We start from the raw sequence: 15,874 nt of genomic DNA on the forward strand, positions 1-15,874 counted from the left end.
AGCCCCACTCTATCGAGTATAGGCGGTGATGAGCCGCAGCGGCAAGGGTAGACTCTCGTCGCCGGCCGGCAGGTGAGAGGGGAATTTCGTGAGGGTGATAAAAGCCAGATGCTTGCGAATGAGCGGAATGATGTGCTGCCGCAGCTCCTGGTGGTTGCCCGAGAGCGAGAGCTCGTCGTCGGTGGGGCTGAATCCCAATTGTTTCCAGGCATTCAGAATGTAGTAGATGCCGTCGTTCACGTGGTGCATGGCAAAGCTGTTGGCCAGCAGGAATCCCTGTTGGTTGAAGGCAAACAGGTCGATCGAGTCGTTACCCCAGTGCACGTAGAGTTTGGCGTTGTAGCCCAGCCGGCTCTTGCGGTAGAAGTATTCGCACACGGGAGCCAACCGGTGCAGCACGACGGGGCGGTCGAAGGTGCGCCGGATGAACGAAAGCCGCTCGGTATCTACCTCAAAGAGCATCTGCGCTCCGGTATGAGGCAGCTCGGCCGCTACGGCGGTGCCGTCGCTGTCGGGGAAACAGAATTTGAAGTAGAGCGGGTTGTCGTCGGCCGAGGCGAAAGCGTTGGGGATGAAGGTATAGCGGGGCGAGTCGACCAGAAAGAAGACCTTCTCGAAGGCCCGGGTGAGGACGGGTTGGGAAAAAACTGCCTCCTCGAGCGACTGTTGAGTGGACCCGATGGGCAGCCGTTCGGTCACAATCGAGTCGCGATTCTCGGTGTGCTGCAACAAGATGTGCAGGTACGAACCGTCGGCATACATCGTGAGGATGTACTTGTGACTCTCTTTCATCAACTGGTTCAATGCCGCTATCGGTTCCATCTTTGCTATTCTGTTTTTTTGAGGTCTGGGCCACGTTCCGGCACGGGGGTATCGCACACTCCCGGCGAAGAGGGGCACAGACATTTTCGCCATTTAAATCGTACAAATGTAAGAAAAGAAAACGGGAAACACTATTTTTGTGATACACTTTATCGCATTCGTCCATGATTACCGACCTGCTTGTTCAACAGATAGAGAGTTATCTGCCCTACGCCCCCAACCGGCAGCAGTGCGAATTGCTGCAGATGCTGGCCACTTTTGTGCTCGACGAGCACAACGACACGCTCTTTTTGCTGCGAGGCTATGCCGGCACGGGCAAGACTTCGCTGGTGGGGGCGCTGGTCAAGGCCCTCGCCCAGTTGCAGAGCAAGGTGGTGCTGCTTGCCCCTACGGGACGGGCGGCCAAGGTCTTTGCCCGCTACGCAGGCCATCCCGCCTATACGATACACCGCCGCATCTACCGGCAGAAGAGCTATTCGCCCGACATGGAGGGTTTCCTCGTGGGCGAGAATCTGGCCAAACACACCCTCTTTATCGTCGATGAGGCCTCGATGATTGCCAACTCGTCGGGCGAGGGTGCGGTGTATGGTACCGGCCGGCTGCTCGACGACCTGGTGGAGTATGTCTATTCGGGCGAACATTGCCGCCTGATTCTGCTAGGCGATACGGCCCAGTTGCCGCCGGTAGGTCAGGAGCGCAGCCCGGCCCTCGACGCTGCGGTGCTGAAGGGGTATGGCCTCACCGTGTGGGAATATGAACTGCGCGAGGTGGCGCGGCAGGCGGCCGAGTCGGGTATCCTCAGCAACGCCACCCGTCTGCGCGAGGAGATGGAGCAGGTACCACTGCCCATGCCCCGCCTCCGGGTCAAGGGATTCCCCGACGTCGAGGCCCTTAGCGGCGAGTATCTGGTGGAGCGCATCTCCGACTCGTACGACCGGGTGGGGCTCGACGAGACCATCGTCATCACCCGCTCCAACAAGCGGGCCAACATCTTCAACCAGGGTATCCGCAACCAGATTCTCTATCGCGAGGAGGAGCTCACCGCCGGCGACCTGCTGCTGGTGGCCAAGAACAACTACTTCTGGGGCAAGGAGTACAAGGAGCTCGATTTCATTGCCAACGGCGACGTGGCCCGGGTGGTGCGGGTGGCCCGACGCACCGAACTGTACGGATTTCATTTTGCCGATGTACTGCTCTATTTCCCCGATCGCGAGGTCGAGATGGATGCCAGGATTCTGCTCGATACCCTCTCAAGCGACTCCCCCTCGCTCACCCGCGAACAGCAGGAGGCGCTGTTCACGCAGGTCATGGCCGACTACTACGACCTCACCACCCGGCGCGAGAAGTTCAAACGCCTCAAAACCGACCCGTGGTTCAACGCTCTGCAGGTGAAATATGCCTACGGAGTTACCTGCCACAAGGCGCAGGGCGGCCAATGGAAACACGTCTATATCGACATGGGGTATATTCAGCAGGGGGCGGCTCTCTCGCTCGACTTCTACCGTTGGCTCTATACCGCCTTTACCCGGGCTACCGAGAAGGTGTGGCTCGTCAATGTGAGCGAACAGTTTCTGGAACAACCGCTATAATACCGGGCTCAACAGCCGCATGATCGACTCCAGTCCCTTTTGCCACAACGGGCGGTGACGCCAGTAGTGCAGGATGATGCGCCGGCAGTGCTGTTGGTCGTCGATGAAGATGCGCTTCATCTCGCTGTTGACCTCGCGGTCGTAGATGAAGGCGTTGGCCTCGAAGTTGTGTTCGAAGCTGCGGAAGTCGAAGTTGGTCGACCCCACCGTGCAGAGTTCGTCGTCGATAATGACGGTCTTGGCATGGAGCAGTCCCGGTTGGTAGAAGTAGACCTTCACTCCCGCCTTCAACATCTCGGCGATGTAGGAGAACGAGGCGAAGCGCAGTATCTGCGAGTCGGACCGCTCGGGTATCATCACCCGCACGTCGACCTTGGCCAGCGCTGCCGTCTGCAATGCCTTAGCCAGACTGTCGGTGGGCAGGAAGTAGGGAGTCTGTATGTAGACCGCCTTTTTAGCGTTGGTAATGGCTTTCAGGAAGAGCATGGCAATGTTGGACCACTCGCCTATGGGTCCACCCGGCGCAATCTGGATACCACTCTCTCCCCGATCTTCTATCGGCGGGAAGAAGTGCGGCGCCGACAACACCTCTTTGCACTCGAAACTCCAGTCGACGGCAAAGAGCAGTTGCAGTCCCTGCACGGCCGGCCCCTCGATGCGCAGATGCGTGTCGCGCCAGATGCCCCACTTGAGCCCCTCGATGTAGCGGTCGGCGATGTTCATGCCGCCGATGTAGCCGATGTGGCCGTCGATGATGGTTATCTTGCGGTGGTTGCGGTAGTTGATGCGGCTGGCCAGTTGGGGGAAGGTTATCTCGAGGAAGGGACGCACGACGATGCCGGCCTCCTGCATCTCCTTGAAAAAACGCTTCTTGACCGACCAGCACCCCACGTCGTCGTAGAGCACCCGTATCTGTACCCCCCGGCGGGCACATCGCAGCAACACCTCTTTCACGCGGGAACCCAGCTTGTCGTCTTCGAAGATATAGTATTGTATGTGTATGTACTCGCGGGCTGCCTCCAGATCTTGCAGATACTGGTCGAACTTGCTCTGCCCCGTGGTGAAGATCTTCACCCGGTTGCCCGAGTAGTAGGGCATGCTGCACAGGCTGTGACAAAGCTTGATCTCCTGCTTGCTCTCCTCGTTCAACGGCAGCTCGTCGATATTGACAATCGAATGGTAGTCGCGCTTGCGCAATTTGCGCTTGATGCGTCGCGACACCATGCGCTTGGCCTTGAAATTCTGTCCGAAAAAGATATAAAAGACCAACCCCACCACGGGAAGGAAAGTGAGCACGATGACCCACGCCAGACTCTTTACCGGGTTACGATTTTCGGTGATGACAATCACAATCGTTCCCAGTATGGTGATGGCATATATCGTATAGACTACGAGATAGACCCAGTCGGTAAAGGGCATCAAGGCGAGTGTAAACATAAGTAAAAGCTAAATTATAAAAATATTCCGAAAAAAACAAATCCGGGGCGGTGGCACCGTTATTTTTTCGGCTCGACCGCTCCTATCGTGAGATGCTTTGTTTATCTTTGTGCTCTCATTGAAAGCCAAAGTGAAGAAAAAGAAAGCGGGGAGCAACTCCCCCAAACATACAAGCGGGCATGTGGTGGCCCTGTTGGTGATAGCTGTAGTTTTTCTATTCCTCCTGACAAAACTGCCTGTGATGGAATGGGGCGGTTTCACGACAAAACCTATCGATCTCTTTTCTGATATTCGGGTAGACGAGTCCATGCTCGAGTTGCCGGGCGATGCCGTGTGGCACGATGCCGAGAGCGACTCGCTCTTTGCGGCTCAGGAACAGCCGGCCGACTCGGTGGTGGAGAAATCAGTGACACCGGGCGACAGCCTCACGCCCCCGCGGGCAGCCGTGGCGGCACCGGCCCGGCTCGACACCTCGATGGTCGACGCGCCGCCCCGCAAGGATGGCGAGGTGGTGCTGTTCGAGGACTTCTCGCCCGACGGGAACGGCCTGTCGCATCTGCTCACAGCCATGGAGCAACGCGCTACCTTGGGGCGCCCGGTCCGTATTGCCTTTCTGGGCGACTCGTTTATCGAGGCCGACATCTTCACGCAGGATGTCCGCAGCCAGTTGCAAAAGCAGTATGGCGGATGCGGAGTCGGCTACGTGTCGATGCACTCCGACTTCCCGGGCTTCCGCCGCTCGGTAGTCCAGTCGGGCAACGGCTGGGAGGTGCATAGCGTGCTCAAGCCCCGGGAGGCCGACTGGAGCCTGATGCCGCTGCAACAACAATATTTCGTGCCGCTGGAGGGGGCCCGGGCACAATACCGGGGAACCACACGCATCGAACGGGCCGACAGTTGGACCGTCTCGCGGTTCCTCTTCGTGGCACGCAACGACTGTTCGGTCGACCTTAAGACAGGCGATGGCAGTTGGCAGAGCTATGCCGTAACCGGCTCGCCCGACATCCAGGCGCTCGAGGTGGAGGGCAAGACCAACCGCTTCGACGTGCGCACCGGCGCCATTGCCGGCTTTACAGCCATAGGCGTATGGCTCGACGATACGCAGGGCATTGCCGTCGACAACATCTCGACGCGCGGCTATTCGGGTCTGTCGCTGGTATCTATCCCGGCCGCTCGCTGCACGCAGATGGAGGCTATCGTCCCCTACGATGCCATCGTGCTGCAATATGGCTTGAATGTAATGACCCCCGAGATACTTCACTACGAGTCGTATGCCCGCAAGATGGTGGCGGTCATCAACCACCTGAAGGCCTGCTACCCGAATACCGACATCATCTTGATGGGTGTGGGCGACCGCAGCCGCAAGCTCAACGGGTCGTTTACCACCATGCCGGCCGTACTGGCTCTCTCGCGGGCGCAACGGCTGGCGGCCAAAAATGCCGGCGTAGTCTTCTGGGATACCTTTGCCGCCATGGGCGGCCTCAACGGCATGGCCGACTATGTAGCCCAGAAACAGGCCAACAAGGATTATACGCACATCAACCACAAAGGGGGCCGACGGTTGGCGGGCGAGTTTGTCAAATCGCTGGAATACAGCTTGAACCGAAACGGGTTATGAAAATACGTCACCTCATAGCATCTCTTCTGCTGCTGATGTGTGCCGCACCGCTGCGCGCGCAATGGGTGGGCGACACCGTATCGGTACCGGCGTTCCTGAACAAGGAGAAGAACCTCATCGACTTCAACGGGGCCGACTGGTCGCCGCTCTTTGCCGAGATGGATTCGTTGCAAAACGGCTCCGACTCGACGGCCCGCGTGGTCTCTATCGTACACATAGGCGACTCGCACATCCAGGCGGGTTACCTCACCGAGGCGGTGCGGTTGCCGCTGCAACGGCGTTTCGGCGATGCCGGACGCGGGCTGGTGGTGCCACTGAAACTGGCCAAGACCAACGAGCCGCACGACTACTCGGTGGTGGCCGACGGTGCCTGGAATTTCGCCCGCTGTGTGGGTCGCAAATACAGCGCCTATACCCCGGGCATCGGGGGGATAGCCATCGTGCCTCGTACCAACCGCATAGACCTTACGGTCTCGACCCTCAGCAAGACCGACGATTGCGAGGGGTTCCGACGGGTGCGCCTCTTCCACGAGCCTACCGACTCGTTCCCGGCAGTCATCTCCGAACCCTATCGGGTCACGGGCGAGGCTCGCAGCCCCTTCCTCACCTGCTATTCGTGGAACGACCCGGTGTGCAGCATCCACTTCTCGGGACAGATTGCTCCCGGCGAGGAACGGCTGGCCATCTACGGGGCGAGTCTCGAGACGGGCGAGAGCGGTATCCTTTACCATACCATCGGCAACAACGGTGCTTTTTACAGCAGCTACGCCGCCATACCTCACTTTGCCGAGCAGGTGGCCGCCCTGGCACCGCGGCTCATCGTCATTTCGCTCGGCACCAACGAATCGTTTTCTACCTCGCTGACCCGCGACGAACTCTATAAACAGATCGATGCCGTGGTGGCTCCGCTACAAGCGAGTTGCCCGCAGGCCCTGATTCTGCTCACGACCCCGGCCGAGTGTGCCCGCCGGCGTACCCGCTGGGTGAAGAAGCGCCGCCGGGTCTACTATTCGCCCAACTCGCGGGTCACGCTGGTGCGGGAGACCCTGAAGGCTTATGCCGCCGACCACCATCTGGCCTGCTGGGACTGGTACGAGGTATCGGGTGGCAAGGGCTCATCGACGGCGTGGCGCAAGGCGGGGCTCATGGCTTATGACCGCACGCACTGTACCGAGACCGGCTATCGCATACAGGGCGAAATGTTGTATCGCACACTTATGAATGCTTATCAAGATTATGTGGATAATGGAGTGGCTCAATAATCGGGTGGCCGACGTGGCCGCCTTTGCGGAGAGTATCGATTGGTCGAAGGTGGCTTCGCTGTTCGTCTACGACGGGCAGAATCCCCTCATGTTCAATACCGGGCTCTTCCTCTTTCTCTTCATCGGGTTCATGTGGATATACCGTCTGCTGGCCCATCGCGAGGCCCTGCGCATCGGGTTTGTCATCCTCTTCTCGCTCTATTTCTACTACAAGTCGAGCGGACTCTGCTTCCTGTTGCTGGTCGTGGTGGCCCTCTCGGACTACTCGCTGGGGCGGCTGTTGGGGCGGCTCTCGCGAAAGGGGCTGCGGCAGCTCTGCGTGTTGGCGAGCATGGTGGTGAACCTGGGCATGCTCTGCTACTTCAAGTATACCAATCTGCTGCTGGGGACTTTTGCCGACCTGACGCACCAGCCGTTCGAACCGCTCGACATCGTGCTGCCCATCGGTATCTCGTTCTTCACATTCCGTTCGCTGAGCTACATCATCGACCTCTATCGCCGGCAGATGGCTCCGGTCACCAGCTTCCGCGACTACCTCTTCTACCTCTCGTTCTTCCCGCCGTTGGCCGCCGGCCCCGTGGTGCGGGCCAAAGACTTCGTGCCGCAGATACACCGGCCGCTCGACATCACCCCGGCGCTGTTGGGCGAAGGGCTCTTCCTGGTCATGTGCGGATTGATTAAGAAGGTAGTCATCTCCGACTACATCAGCGTCAACTTCGTTGACCGCATCTTCGACAACCCCATGCTCTATACCGGGTTCGAGAACCTGATGGGCGTCTACGGCTACACGCTGCAAATCTATTGCGACTTCTCGGGCTACTCCGATATGGCCATCGGCATCGCCCTGCTCATGGGCTACCGGTTCAAAATCAACTTCGACTCGCCCTACAAGTCGGGCTCCATCACCGAGTTCTGGCGGCGGTGGCACATCTCCCTGTCGAGCTGGCTGCGCGACTACCTCTACATCTCGCTGGGCGGCAACCGGCGGGGTACGGTGCGCACCTATCTCAACCTCTTCATCACCATGGTGCTGGGCGGTCTGTGGCACGGTGCCTCGTGGCTCTTTGTCATCTGGGGAGCCTGGCACGGCCTGATGCTCATCATCCACAAACTCTACCGGCGTATCTTCCCCGTGGCCAAGAACTATCGGGCCGGGCACTTCCGCCACTTCCTCAACGTGCTGCTCACCTTCCATGTGGTAGCCGCCGGGTGGATATTCTTCCGCGCCCCTTCGCTCGACATCGCCTGGCAGATACTGACCCAGATATTCACCAACTTCCGCCCCGAAGCCATCCCCGCCTTCGTCTCGGGATATGCCGTTATCTTCGTTACTCTCGTGGCCGGATACCTGCTGCACTTTGCCCCGCACCGCTGGTCGCAATGGCTGCAACGCGAGCTCTCGTGGTCGCCGCTGGTGGTCAAGGCCGCCATCCTGGCCCTGGTGCTCTTCTTTGTGTTGCAGGTGCGTTCGAGCGAACTGGTGCCCTTCATCTATTCGCAGTTCTAAGGAGATGATACGCGTTCACTGAAAAAGAAGTTTTCTTCTCTTTCCAGAAGAGAGGATGCGGCTTGGCAAAAAAAATTCAAGCAAACTTAATTTTTTTTGCTCTCGCCTTTCACTATCTTTGTAGCTCAGTAAGAAACTTAATAACAGACCAATCGTCATGAAGGGAAAAATTTTGGTTACCGGGGGGACGGGTTATATCGGCTCCCACTCGACCGTAGAGCTGCAGAATGCAGGCTACGAAGTTGTTATCATCGACAATCTGTCTAACTCGAATATCGAGGTTCTCGACGGTATCGAACGCATCACGGGTGTACGCCCCACCTTCGTACAGGCCGACTGTACCGACATCGCGGCGTTGCGTAAACTCTTCGAGGAGAATCCGGGTATCAAGGGTATCATCCACTTTGCCGCCAGCAAGGCCGTGGGCGAATCGGTACAGAAACCGCTGCTCTACTACCGCAACAACCTGTTGTCGCTCATCAACCTGCTCACACTCATGCCCGAGTATGGTGTAGAGGGTATCGTATTCTCGTCGTCGTGCACCGTCTACGGTCAGCCCGACGTGCTGCCGGTCGACGAAACGGCTCCTATCAAACCGGCTCTGTCGCCCTATGGCAATACCAAACAGATAAGCGAAGAGATTATCAAGGATACGATTCATGCCAACGCTCCGTTCAAATCGATTATCCTCCGCTACTTCAACCCCATCGGTGCTCACCCCAGTGCCGAAATCGGCGAACTGCCCAACGGCGTGCCTCAAAACCTCATCCCCTACCTCACCCAGACGGCTATGGGTATCCGCAAGGAGTTGAGTGTATTCGGCGACGACTACAACACGCCCGACGGTTCGTGTATCCGCGACTACATCAACGTAGTCGACCTGGCCAAGGCTCACGTCATCGCCATGAACCGCATGCTCGAAAAGAAATCGCCCGAGGCTATCGAAATCTTCAACCTGGGCACGGGCCGCGGCGTATCGGTGCTCGAACTCATCGCTGCCTTCGAAAAGGCTACGGGTGTGAAAGTTCCCCACAAGATCGTAGGCCGCCGCGAAGGCGACATCGAGCAGGTGTGGGCCAACCCCGAAAAGGCCAACAAGGTGCTGGGCTGGACGGCTCAAGAGAGCATCGAAGATACGCTGGCTTCGGCGTGGAAATGGCAACTGAAACTGCGCGAAAGAGGCATCATGTAATCGACCTCCTTGCAACAATCCCATACAAAGCGAGACGGGCTCCGGCCGGTCTCGCTTTGCTTTTGTTTCGTAGCGACAGGCACGCCCCCCTGACCAACCGCTCCGTTGTGTCACGGCTCTTGCCCTCGACAAAAAACGAGAGAAATTTCGCTTGACAAACCGCACGGAATGTTTTATTTTTACCTCATCGACAACCCACAAAACCAATCATACGATGATGAGAAAAAGTGTATTCCTGCTTTCGAGCATGCTGGTGGCTTCGCTGTGCGGAGCCGGTTGCAGCTCGTCGCAAAAGCAGGCATCGGCTACCGACGAAACGGAGGCCGTATTTGCCTGTACCGACAGCGTCACCACCGAGTGTGACGGAGTGAAACTAACCCAAATCAGAGACAATGCCCAGGAGCGGCTGATGCAGTTGCGCCTCTTCGGCGAACTGCCGCAAACGCTCATCGACAGCCTGAACATCGGCCAGGGAGTGCCCGCCTCGGTGAGCGCCTTCCTGCTGGAGATCGACGGTAAACGCATCTTGTTCGACACCGGTATGGGAGCACCCGACAGCCGTCTGCTCACCAATCTGTCGGCCGCCGGAGTCACTCCCGCCGACATCGACTACCTCTACCTGACCCACTTCCACGGCGACCACATCGGCGGCATGATGAAGGGCGATACGGTCGTCTTCCCCAAGGCCGAAGTCTATGCCGCCCAACAGGAGTACGACGCCTGGATGCAGATGCCCGACGACAAAAAGACTCAAGTAGCCGCTACGATGGAGGCCTATAAAGACCGGCTTCACCTCGTGGCCTACGGCGACACGCTGCCCTGCGGCGTGGTAGCCCTCGACTGCGTGGGGCACACCCCGGGACACACCGCCTACCGGGCCGGCAAGTTCCTCATCGTGGGCGACCTTGTGCATGGCGCCGCCCTGCAGTTGGCCCACCCCGAGATTTGCGCCGCCTACGACATGGACCCGCAATCGGCCATCAAGCAACGCCGCTATTACCTCGACTATGCCCGCCAGAACCACCTGCTGTTGGCCGGCATGCACCAGCCGGCAGGTCATGCGAAATGACACCTCAACCGGTTTACATACAACGAAGGGAGCCCCAGACGGAGCTCCCTTTGTTGTATGTTGCGCTCTGCTCTATATCTCTTTCGTAAGGCTGAACTCCTTGTCGGCAAAGAGCTCGGCCAGACCCGAAATCTGTTTATAGCGCAGCAGCTCGTCCTTGTCCATCCCGATATTCTTCATAATCCAGCTATCCGACATGCCCGCCTTGGTCAGTTCGGAGACAATCTTGCACATGAGTTCGACACAATGCGTACCCCGTGCCCGGTTGTGGCGTATGGTCGAGGCCATGCGGTTCGAAATATCCTTGTCGATGACCACCACCGGCAGCATCCCCTTCTCCCGCTCGTAGATGCGCGGCGAGGTGAGCATCACCTTGTAGCGGTGAAACCCGTCCACCAGTTCGTACTGGTCGGTCTCGGGCAAATAGTAGCAGACACAGGGCATCGTATAGCCATCTTCCCAAATCGAGAGCTCGAGCAGTTTCATCTCGGGCGGAGCCACCACATTGGGATTATAGGTATTGGCCACCACCTTTTCTACAGGTACCGCCCGGACCTGATACACCGGACTTTTATACTCTTTCATTTTCTACTTCAACGCTTTATATTTTTCCATCACTTGATCTTTCAGCTTCTTCTCGACCTTGTTGAGCGAGAAACCCATGTACTTGCAGGTATGATCGTTCTTGAGTATGCAGATGCACATGCGCTTGAAGGTCGGCAGCTCTTTGAACTCGGGCAGGTCTATGTCGTCGAGATACTCCATCCGCACCGGCCACTTGTTGGTCTTGTAGTTGGAGTGGTCGCCCACGACAATAGGGATACCCAGCGCCTCCAACTTCTTGATGGTCTCATCGGAGAGACACCCCCCTTTCTCCCGCCAGAAGTTGACACTCACCGCCAGTTTTCGCTGGTAGTTGCGGCGAGTCGGCTCGGGCAACGTCTTCAGCAGGAAGTCGAGATACCCCTCCCACGTCATGCCGGGCGGCAGCTTGATGGAATACCAGCCCATCATCGACGACCGGCCGTACAGCCCGGCGAAATTGACCCCGTTGACCCGGCTCACCATCTTGCCCCACATGTCGGGGTCGATAGCCCGGTAGAGATGCAGGCTCGAGAGCGCCTGCGAAATGAAGGGGCTGGCCACCCGCTGCTTCTCGAGAGGTACACCCGCCCGATAGTAGAGATCGTAAAGGCGGTTGTAATCCCAGCCGAAACGTCCGTTGGCCACCCAAATATCGGTCGTGAGCCAGTCGTGTATGGGGTAGGCATTGAAAATGCCATGCTTCATCTCGCGAATCTACTGGAGCCCTTTATACTTTTTGTAGTTGCGGTCGCTGTGCACGGTGCGCCATCGGTTCAGACTCTCCTGGGAACGTATGCCTATCAGGCAACAAGTGCGACCGGCCCGGTTGCGCCTGTGCAGCCACTCGGTAAACCTGATTTGAAACTCATAGTCCCACAGGGTATCGTCGAAGAAATCGAAATCGTCCTGAGTATAAGCCTCCGCGGGTAACGGGCGTACCCACAACTCCCGTTTCGACGGCTCCCAGGGCCGCCAGTAGTTCTGAAACATCGAAGTACAGGTAGAGACCTTGCAAGGCACACACACCCGATAGACATCCAATACATCGGCATTGGAGGCCAATACCCGGTCTACATAGTCGATTGTCTCGCGATACTGCATCTCGTAATCGATATGAAACACTCCCAGTCGACGCCCCGGCTGCCGGCGGCGGATATAGTCGAGGCACAAGTTGAGCAGCACACCGCTATCCTTACCGCCCGAGAACGATAGTAAGAATTTGTTAAATTGCTCCAACTATTTTTTTCTTTCCACAAAGCGACTATCTTTACCCCCGAATCTGAAATTATCTTAAATCTGGCCATTTTTATCTATAATAATTTTAGTTTTAGAATCATTCTAATTATATTTGCACCAGAAATAACAAACACATCAACAAAAAACGAAACGTCATGAAAAGTATCAAAGGAACCCAAACCGAGCAGAACCTGCTGAAATCTTTTGCCGGCGAATCTCAAGCCCGCACTCGCTACACCTTCTTTGCCAGCGTGGCCAAGAAAGAGGGTTTTGAACAGATTAGTGCCATCTTCATGGAGACGGCCGAACAGGAGAAGGAGCACGCCAAGAAATTCTTCAAATACCTCGAAGGCGGTATGGTCGAGATTACCGCATCGTTCCCCGCCGGTGTCATCGGCACCACAGCCGAAAACCTGAAGGCTGCCGCCGAGGGTGAGAACGAAGAGTGGGTAGACCTCTATCCCCACTTTGCCGACGTGGCCGAACAGGAAGGCTTCCCCGCCGTTGCCCTCACCTTCCGCAACGTGGCCAAGGTAGAGGCCGAGCACGAGAAGCGTTACCGCAAACTGCTCGAGAATGTCGAGAACGGCACCGTATTCTCCGACAGCGAAGAGATCGAATGGCAATGCCGCAACTGCGGATATGTGTACCGCGGCAAAACGGCTCCCGAAGCCTGCCCCGCCTGTGCACACCCGCGCGCCTATTTCGAACGCAAAAAGAACAACTACTAATTCAGTATCAATCCCCCGTAAACTACCATCGGCCTGCTCTGTCGGGGCAGGCCGATGCTGTTTACCACCACGCTACCTCCTATGAACATAACACCCCTGCAAAAAATAACTTACGGCCTCTACGTAGTGGGGACCAGCGACAAGGGTCGGCCCACCGGCTGCATCATCAACACCTGCTTTCAGGTGACCAGCGAAAATCCCATCGTGGCCATCTCGATGAACAAAAACAACTATACCCACGATGCCATCATAAGCCACCGCCGGTTCAGCCTGGCCATCCTGGCCGAAGAGAGCGACACGAGCCTCATCACCACCTTCGGGTTCCAGAGCGGACGCGACCGCAACAAATACGACGGACGCGACTACACGTGGCAACACGACGTGCCCATCCTCAAGGGTAAATTCTCGGGCCACATCGTATGCGAGCTGCTGCATGTGGCCGACAACGAGACACACGACGTCTTCTTTGCCCGCGTAATCGACACCCTGCCCGACGACGGCACCCCCATGACCTATACCTACTATCACCAGGTGATTAAAGGTCGGGCTCCCAAAAACGCCCCTACCTATGTCGAGGAGGAGAAAGCCCCCGCTACCGAAGCACCCCAAACCACAACCTCGACCAAACGGTATGTGTGCGAAGTGTGCGGATACATACACGAAGGAGAATTGCCCGACGACTACAAATGCCCGGTATGCCAGGCACCCCGGAGCTGTTTCAAAGAATTATAGATTTTAAGCGAACTAAGTTCCCGTTCGAGAGTTTTACTTTCAACGGGAATTTTTATTTTTGCACACCCCGCAAACAAATACCCCGGCACGACCGGCACAGCTTGCGAGGCTACAAAAACCGTAGACAACCTTTTTTACCGTTTCGTTATGGACTTCATCATCGACAACCACCTGCAAGGACTCGTTATCGGAGTCTGCACCTTTCTCATCATCGGGCTGTTTCACCCGATTGTAGTCAAAGCCGAGTACCACTGGGGCACCCGCTGCTGGTGGATATTCCTGCTGCTGGGACTGGCCGGTATCGCCGCCTCGCTGTACCTCGAAAACGTCATGTTCTCGTCGCTGTCGGGGGTGTTTGCCTTCTCGTCGTTCTGGACCATCAAAGAGCTCTTCGACCAGGAGAAGCGGGTGCAAAAGGGGTGGTTCCCCAAAAATCCCAAGCGTACCTACAAATTTTAGGGACAAAGGGGCCACATTTAACGACTTATCCTGCACCATTCCGCAAAAAAAGGTTATCTTTGCAAAAGATATTGTCGTCGTCATGAAACATCTATACGCTATTCTCATTGCATTGGCACTCGGTTGCTCGGCCGCTCCACAGGCATTCGCTCAAGATTGGACGAGCCAATCGGCATGGGCCCTCAGCGACGACGACCGCACCGACGGCTCCAGCCGAGCCCCCGAAATCGAAGTCTCGAGCAAAGAGGGGAATATCTACATACGCACACCTCGCCGGGTGAAAGTAACGGTATATACCATTCTGGGACAGATTGTTACCGAGCGCACCATCAACCCCGGCATATCGGAGCTGAAAATCGGTACCCGCGGCATCTATCTGGTCAAGATCGAAGGCAAGACCCAGAAAGTGGCCTTGTAATTGTCCCCCCGACTGCGCAGCCCCTGCCCCCCTGTAAACACCAACCAGCTCCACGCCCGGCATGAAGAGTCTGAGTTTCGTTGAAAAATAGCTGAAAAGTCAGACCAAACTAATCGGTTTCAAATTTTAATTTTCGGCTTTTATCGTTATCTTTGTCCCTATAAAGTCAAACACAAAAACAACGAAACTATGGAAAGTATCGATTGGTCAAACCTGTCATTCGGCTATATGCCCACTGACTACAACGTACGATGCACCTACAAGGACGGAAAATGGGGCGACATCACGGTTACCAGCTCTCAAACATTCGAAATACACATGGCAGCCACCTGTCTGCACTATGGACAAGAGGCTTTCGAGGGTATGAAGGCCTTCCGGGGGAAAGACGGCAAAATCCGCATCTTCCGCATGGACGAGAATGCCGCCCGCCTGCAAAGCTCGTGCCGCGGCATCATGATGCCCGAGTTGCCCACCGAAAAATTTAACGAGGCTATCCTGACGGTTGTCAAGAAAAACGAGCGCTTCGTGCCTCCCTACGAAAGCGGCGCTTCGCTCTACATCCGCCCGCTGCTCATCGGTACATCGGCCCAGGTAGGTGTGAAACCGGCCAAAGAGTACCTCTTCATCGTTTTCGTTTCGCCGGTAGGTCCCTACTTCAAAGAGGGATTCAAACCCACCCCGATGGTCATCTTGCGTCAATACGACCGTGCCGCACCGCTCGGTACCGGCCGCTACAAAGTGGGCGGTAACTATGCAGCCAGCCTGGTATCGGGCGAAAAGGCTCACGCCATGGGCTACTCGGCCGTGCTCTACCTCGACGCCAAAGAGAAGAAATATATCGACGAATGCGGTCCGGCCAACTTCTTCGGCATCCGGGGCAACAGCTACATCACGCCGAAATCGAGCTCGATTCTCCCCTCGATAACCAACAAGAGCCTCATGCAACTGGCCGAAGACCTGGGCATGACGGTCGAAGTACGTCAGGTACCCGAGGAAGAACTCGCCACGTTCGACGAAGCCGGTGCTTGCGGTACGGCTGCTGTCATCAGCCCCATCGCCCGCATCGACGACCTCGACGAGAACAAGTCGTATGTGTTTTCCAAAGACGGCAAACCCGGCCCCATCTGCGAGAAGCTCTATCACAAGCTGCGTGCCATCCAATATGGCGACGAGCCCGATACCCACAACTGGGTAACCATCGTCGAGTAATTACAAAC

The 15,874-nt window shown here is 56.7% G+C and carries 14 protein-coding genes and 1 pseudogene; 11 read left to right on the top strand and 4 right to left on the bottom strand.

Going from position 1 to position 15,874, the window contains the following annotated elements:
- Positions 1-9 precede the first annotated feature (9 nt).
- Positions 10-822, bottom strand: coding sequence for a DUF3822 family protein (locus B5F38_RS09590; protein WP_158096867.1), 813 nt, complete (start codon positions 820-822; stop codon positions 10-12).
- A 164-nt stretch (positions 823-986) separates the two neighbouring features.
- On the opposite strand from B5F38_RS09590, the gene B5F38_RS09595 reads away from it, so the two are divergent.
- Positions 987-2,411: an AAA family ATPase gene (locus B5F38_RS09595; RefSeq protein WP_087409068.1), complete on the top strand. Its 1,425-nt coding sequence runs from the start codon at positions 987-989 to the stop codon at positions 2,409-2,411.
- On the opposite strand, the gene cls is transcribed toward B5F38_RS09595, so the two are convergent.
- On the bottom strand, positions 2,406-3,848 hold the full coding sequence (gene cls, locus B5F38_RS09600; RefSeq protein WP_087409069.1) for a cardiolipin synthase: 1,443 nt from the start codon (positions 3,846-3,848) through the stop codon (positions 2,406-2,408). The genes B5F38_RS09595 and cls overlap by 6 nt on opposite strands.
- A 130-nt stretch (positions 3,849-3,978) precedes the next feature.
- On the opposite strand from cls, the gene B5F38_RS14335 reads away from it, so the two are divergent.
- The 5 genes from B5F38_RS14335 (at position 3,979) to B5F38_RS09620 (ending at position 10,496) form a co-directional block, all read left to right on the top strand.
- A complete protein-coding gene (locus B5F38_RS14335; RefSeq protein ID WP_158096868.1) occupies positions 3,979-5,466 on the top strand; it encodes a hypothetical protein in 1,488 nt (495 codons plus the stop codon).
- The gene (locus B5F38_RS09605; protein ID WP_158096869.1) at positions 5,463-6,728 is read left to right on the top strand and encodes a GDSL-type esterase/lipase family protein; all 1,266 of its coding nucleotides are present in this window, start codon (positions 5,463-5,465) and stop codon (positions 6,726-6,728) included. The genes B5F38_RS14335 and B5F38_RS09605 overlap by 4 nt, the downstream gene beginning before the upstream one ends.
- Complete coding sequence (locus B5F38_RS09610) at positions 6,703-8,235, top strand: MBOAT family protein (protein WP_087409129.1); 1,533 nt, start codon at positions 6,703-6,705, stop codon at positions 8,233-8,235. Before B5F38_RS09605 ends, B5F38_RS09610 begins: the two co-directional genes overlap by 26 nt.
- Before the next feature lie 157 nt (positions 8,236-8,392).
- Entirely contained in the window at positions 8,393-9,427 is a 1,035-nt protein-coding gene (gene galE / locus B5F38_RS09615) for a UDP-glucose 4-epimerase GalE (RefSeq protein ID WP_087409070.1), read from the top strand.
- A 214-nt stretch (positions 9,428-9,641) separates the two neighbouring features.
- Positions 9,642-10,496 carry an MBL fold metallo-hydrolase gene (locus tag B5F38_RS09620; RefSeq protein ID WP_241147846.1) on the top strand — a complete coding sequence of 285 codons (855 nt, stop codon included), beginning with the start codon at positions 9,642-9,644 and terminating at the stop codon, positions 10,494-10,496.
- A 72-nt stretch (positions 10,497-10,568) separates the two neighbouring features.
- On the opposite strand, the gene B5F38_RS09625 is transcribed toward B5F38_RS09620, so the two are convergent.
- Positions 10,569-11,081 carry a ParB/RepB/Spo0J family partition protein gene (locus B5F38_RS09625; RefSeq protein WP_087409071.1) on the bottom strand — a complete coding sequence of 171 codons (513 nt, stop codon included), beginning with the start codon at positions 11,079-11,081 and terminating at the stop codon, positions 10,569-10,571.
- A gap of 3 nt (positions 11,082-11,084) precedes the next feature.
- A pseudogene (locus B5F38_RS09630) lies at positions 11,085-12,317 on the bottom strand (DUF3440 domain-containing protein).
- A 155-nt stretch (positions 12,318-12,472) separates the two neighbouring features.
- Here B5F38_RS09630 and rbr point away from each other — a divergent pair.
- The 5 genes from rbr to B5F38_RS09655 all read left to right on the top strand — a co-directional run bounded on the left by rbr (position 12,473) and on the right by B5F38_RS09655 (position 15,866).
- Positions 12,473-13,048, top strand: a complete 576-nt coding sequence (gene rbr / locus B5F38_RS09635) for a rubrerythrin (protein ID WP_087409072.1) — start codon at positions 12,473-12,475, stop codon at positions 13,046-13,048.
- Positions 13,049-13,129: 81 nt separating this feature from the next.
- Positions 13,130-13,780, top strand: a complete 651-nt coding sequence (locus B5F38_RS09640) for a flavin reductase (protein ID WP_087409131.1) — start codon at positions 13,130-13,132, stop codon at positions 13,778-13,780.
- Between the two features lie 147 nt (positions 13,781-13,927).
- A complete protein-coding gene (locus tag B5F38_RS09645) occupies positions 13,928-14,239 on the top strand; it encodes a DUF4491 family protein (RefSeq protein WP_087409073.1) in 312 nt (103 codons plus the stop codon).
- 82 nt (positions 14,240-14,321) lie between these two features.
- On the top strand, positions 14,322-14,657 hold the full coding sequence (locus B5F38_RS09650) for a T9SS type A sorting domain-containing protein (RefSeq protein WP_087409074.1): 336 nt from the start codon (positions 14,322-14,324) through the stop codon (positions 14,655-14,657).
- Between the two features lie 129 nt (positions 14,658-14,786).
- Positions 14,787-15,866 carry a branched-chain amino acid aminotransferase gene (locus B5F38_RS09655; protein ID WP_255376520.1) on the top strand — a complete coding sequence of 360 codons (1,080 nt, stop codon included), beginning with the start codon at positions 14,787-14,789 and terminating at the stop codon, positions 15,864-15,866.
- Positions 15,867-15,874 lie beyond the last annotated feature (8 nt).

The organism is Barnesiella sp. An22 (assembly GCF_002159975.1).
In the GTDB taxonomy this organism is placed as follows: Bacteria; Bacteroidota; Bacteroidia; order Bacteroidales; family Barnesiellaceae; genus Barnesiella; species Barnesiella merdigallinarum.